General features: G+C 60.4%; 4 protein-coding genes. 1 reads left to right on the top strand and 3 read right to left on the bottom strand.

The window, feature by feature from the left end; translation table 11 throughout:
• Positions 1 to 106 precede the first annotated feature (106 nt).
• Together ACXJ7R_RS27020 and ACXJ7R_RS27015 are read right to left on the bottom strand one after the other, a co-directional pair.
• Positions 107 to 1,153, bottom strand: a complete 1,047-nt coding sequence (locus tag ACXJ7R_RS27020) for an HlyD family secretion protein (RefSeq protein WP_457154493.1) — start codon at positions 1,151 to 1,153, stop codon at positions 107 to 109.
• A gap of 10 nt (positions 1,154 to 1,163) precedes the next feature.
• The gene (locus ACXJ7R_RS27015) at positions 1,164 to 2,420 is read right to left on the bottom strand and encodes a glycosyltransferase family 2 protein (RefSeq protein ID WP_457154492.1); all 1,257 of its coding nucleotides are present in this window, start codon (positions 2,418 to 2,420) and stop codon (positions 1,164 to 1,166) included.
• Between the two features lie 175 nt (positions 2,421 to 2,595).
• Here ACXJ7R_RS27015 and ACXJ7R_RS27010 point away from each other — a divergent pair, with 175 nt between their 5' ends.
• Positions 2,596 to 2,868 (top strand): hypothetical protein, encoded by a 273-nt coding sequence (locus ACXJ7R_RS27010; protein ID WP_457154491.1) that lies wholly within the window; start codon positions 2,596 to 2,598, stop codon positions 2,866 to 2,868.
• Positions 2,869 to 3,430: 562 nt separating this feature from the next.
• Here ACXJ7R_RS27010 and ACXJ7R_RS27005 read toward each other — a convergent pair.
• Positions 3,431 to 3,840, bottom strand: a 410-nt coding sequence (locus tag ACXJ7R_RS27005; protein ID WP_457154490.1) for a hypothetical protein, incomplete at its 5' end; no start/stop codon positions are given.

Below are 3,840 nucleotides of genomic sequence, written 5' to 3'. Positions count from 1 at the left end.
CATAAGCACACATCATGTGATGAAACACCGGAAAGAAATCGAGGCCGCCACCACAGGCCGGGCACACAAGTTGGTTGGCTTCAATCTGCATTGCACATCGCTCGGCTCAGGCTAGTCCGATCAGCCATATCAGCCACTCGGCGATGCGGGCAGTGAAGCTAGTGTAGTACATGTGAACGTATACAGTTGAATTGAGCGCCGGCATCGTCGCACCCTCGTTGAAGCGGATACGCGCGATCTGGGTGGATTGACGGTCGCCCCCGAACTGTGGCTGCCGGCCAGCGTAGACATCGGACACCGGCAGAATGTCGACTATTGTGCCGGGAATTCGTCGGTTGCCGAACAACACCATGACCTTATCGTCGATCCTGGGATCGACCAGGCGTTCATTGGGAATGTACCAGTCGACGAAGATGTCGGACGCATCGAGAATCTCGGCGATTGGCGCGCCGGCCACCAGGGATTGGCCGGCATGAGCGACATTGGTCGACACGACCCCCGCGATCGGGGCAAAGACTTTCCCGCCCGCAAAACTGCGCTCGATAGCGTCCATGTGACCGCGAACCTGTTGGCTGAATTTGTCCAGGTCTGCAAGCTGCGCAGTGGACTCGGAAATTTCGGCTTCGTGTGTGACCAGGATTCCGAGGGCCTGAGCTCGCTCGCGATACATGCCGACTCGGTAGCTCAGACTGGCGGCCGAGGTTCTTTCGATTTCTGCGATAGTCTCCTGGGTGAGATCCAGATATGAGCGGGTTGACGCGAGCGTGTCCTGCGCCACGCGGAGTTTCACCCGTAGCTCGGCCCGGCGGACCGCGATGTCGGCCAGGGAGTTCATGTAGTTCGCCAGCACGCCGTCGATCTGTGGCGAGTTGACCGTGCCGATCTCCTGGCCAGCCTTGACCGTTGCGCCGGGTACCACGTTCATCGTCTGAACCTGTACGATATTGGGCAGCGACACCACGTAGCGGGGAGCTGTTACGGTGCCAGGTCCGCTAAGGAACACGAAGGGCGCGCCGAAATAGACGACAAAGAACGCCAGCACGCCGAACACCGTGGTGCCATAGGCAAAGCGGACAAGTCGACCCGCGGCGCGCCGCCGGCTCTCGATAGGATCGGGTACATTTGGATCGAGACGGTTGATCGTGACGTGCATGATGCACCTTTCAGAGGGGACCTCCCAACAGTGCGCGCCGGACGCGAGGCGGCACAAAATCGTCATGCCGCGATGTGGCGAAGATGATTTCCGACGAATATGAGAAGAAGCGCGCACATTTGAGATAAACGCCTTGGTAGAACGGAAAGATCAGCGACAACGAGAGCGCAAACAGGCTGGTGGAGCGGCCGAACATCACGAACGCCAGCGCCATGTTGAAGAATGATATCCACAGCAGCAGGAAGTAGATTGCGGCGAGAAACGCAAACGCGTCGCCGCCGAACAGCAGCACGACATAGGTCAGATAGAAGGGAAGGCTGAGCGTCGGGACGAGGTCGAATGTGATGAAATCCAGCCGCTGCAGCGTGTCGCGCAGACGTTCGCGGCTCTGGAACAGGCTCAGCTCGCCGTACATCATGAGACGAACCCGCAGTGCGTCCCGATCCCAGCGGGCGCGTTGGCGCAGCAGGCTCACGCCACCGACGGGCCCGAGCGTTTCGGCCCAGGCGTTGGGAACGAAGCGGACCAGATAGCCCAGCCGGCGAAGCCTCAGCGTGAATTCCAAGTCCTCGCCGGGCCCCACGTCGAGCCCCCCTTGCCGCAAAAACACATCACGCCTGTAGGTCGAGCAGGCGCCGGACAGGCAAGCGATGGCGCCGACGATATCGAGCACGGATCGTCCGGCGCTGATCGACATCAGATATTCGACGCTTTGCAGGCCGGTCCAAAGCGATTCGCGATCATTCGCTATGGCGATGTTGCAGCTCGCGCCGGCCACTCGTGGATCCATGAACACCGAGGCGAGCCGTTCGATGGCAGTCGGTTCGAAAACAGTGTCTGCATCCACGGTCATGAGAAGGTCACCGCTGGCAAACCTGGCCGCGGCGTTGATTGCCGCGCTGCGCCCACAGCGGGTGCCATGGCAGATCACCATGTCCACAAGACCCAGAGCGCGAGCCCGCTCCGCGCTCGCGCGCGTGTCATCCGTCGAACCGTCATCGACGATGATGATCTGGATCGGCCGCTGGGTCTGGCGTTGCAGGGAAGTGATTGTCGGATGCAACCCGCCCCCGCCGTTGAATGTCGGCACGATTACGCTCACAGACAGCTGGCGGGCAGAAGCTCGCCCGCGCCGTGTACTTCCCCACTTGCCGAACACCGCCAGCCAGACCAGCGATAAGGTATAGCGCGGGAGGTCAAAGATCAGCGCTGAGAAAGCCAGCAAGAACAAGTTCGAGCCGGAGGGCGATTGCACTACTTCGAACATATTGGCCACCGGGAAACAGCCGGCAGCTAAGCACAAATATGAAGAAGCCACGAGGTGGCGACGCTTTTAATTCACCCAGCGTGCTTAACGGATGAGCAATCGCAAGTGCCCAGTCACATTGCGGACCTTAGAAGGCTGTCGAATTCCCCTCGAACTTTGCGATGGGAGACAAACAATGACTGTATTGAAGCGAGTTCCGATGCTGGTTGCCGCTTTGGTCATCATAAGCGGTATGACCGAATTGGGCGAGCAGTTGTTCATCCAAGCGGTTCCCGGTTTTGTCTCAACGGCCAAGGCCGTCGTCGGCCGGCCACTGACGCCGGTCAGTGTTGCGGGGTGGCACCTTATTTGCGTTCGTATCGAGGGCAAAGCTCTCAGCAGCACCAAGTTAGGCGGAACCCGTGCGCTCCGCAACACGGACGGGTCAGCGGCGGGCACTGCGGCGTAACGTTGCTCATCGCTGGMCTGGGAGTTATTGGGCCAGCGACTGAGAGCGCAAGACTCCCACACTAGGACTGGGCGCATTTCTGACTCGCTTTTTCGGCGCGCTGACAGGACTGCCCGCCTCAGCAGACTCTCCAAGGAGGAGCGGGAGGGCCGTGTAATTCTTGCCATTCAGACTGATCATGGCGCGCTCCTGTGCAGTGTGTGCAATTAACTGCAAATCGAAACGAACGACCGCAGCAAATCAGGCTGTTGAAAAAGGCGCTCGCGACGTCGATGCGCACTGGCGGTAGTGCGGTGCAGGCATCGGTGGCGGCGTGACGGCTACGGCTGAACGACAGCATTCCGACCCCTTCGCGACGTCGGGTCGCGCAAGTGCGATGACTGAATTGGGTCATGGGGGTGAGTTCAGCCGAGGGCAAGCGAACTTCCGCAATGGTGTCGAAAGCGGCATTCCGCAAGGGTACCAGCCGTCAGACTTTCACCACCAGGTTGACCCGCGCAGGCGGCCATTGGAGACAGCCATGCCGAGGAGCGCCGAGTTCAGAAGCGCCCGCGCCATCGGCTTAGGCGGCGTCCTGCTTGAAGGCCTGGATGCCGCGCGGCAGATTGTTCGGATCGATAGGCTCGAAGCCTGATTTCTGCGCCTCATGCTCCTTGATGAAGCCTTCGACCATGTCGCGTTCAGCATGCGCCCAGACCAGGTTGTTCTTGACCGCCTCGAGGTCCTGGTTCTGGGCGAGCCATTTCCTGAAGAAGTCGGCGTCGACGCCATAGGTCAGGGCGTAGCTGCTGGTCTGCGCTGACGGAGCCTGCTCGGTGCGGCGATCGAACCGACGGCCGTAGCCTTTCAGCACGATCGGCTCGCCGATGACCTGGGCGCGCTTCACCTTGCGAAAGCTGCCGCCGGCGGTTGGCTCATTCTGCTCGATCATCTCATGGAGGCGCAGGACGAGGCCGTGCGGAAGCTTGCAGG

The organism is Mesorhizobium sp. P5_C1, from assembly GCF_054049815.1.
This window is presented reverse-complemented; position numbering and strand designations above follow the sequence as displayed.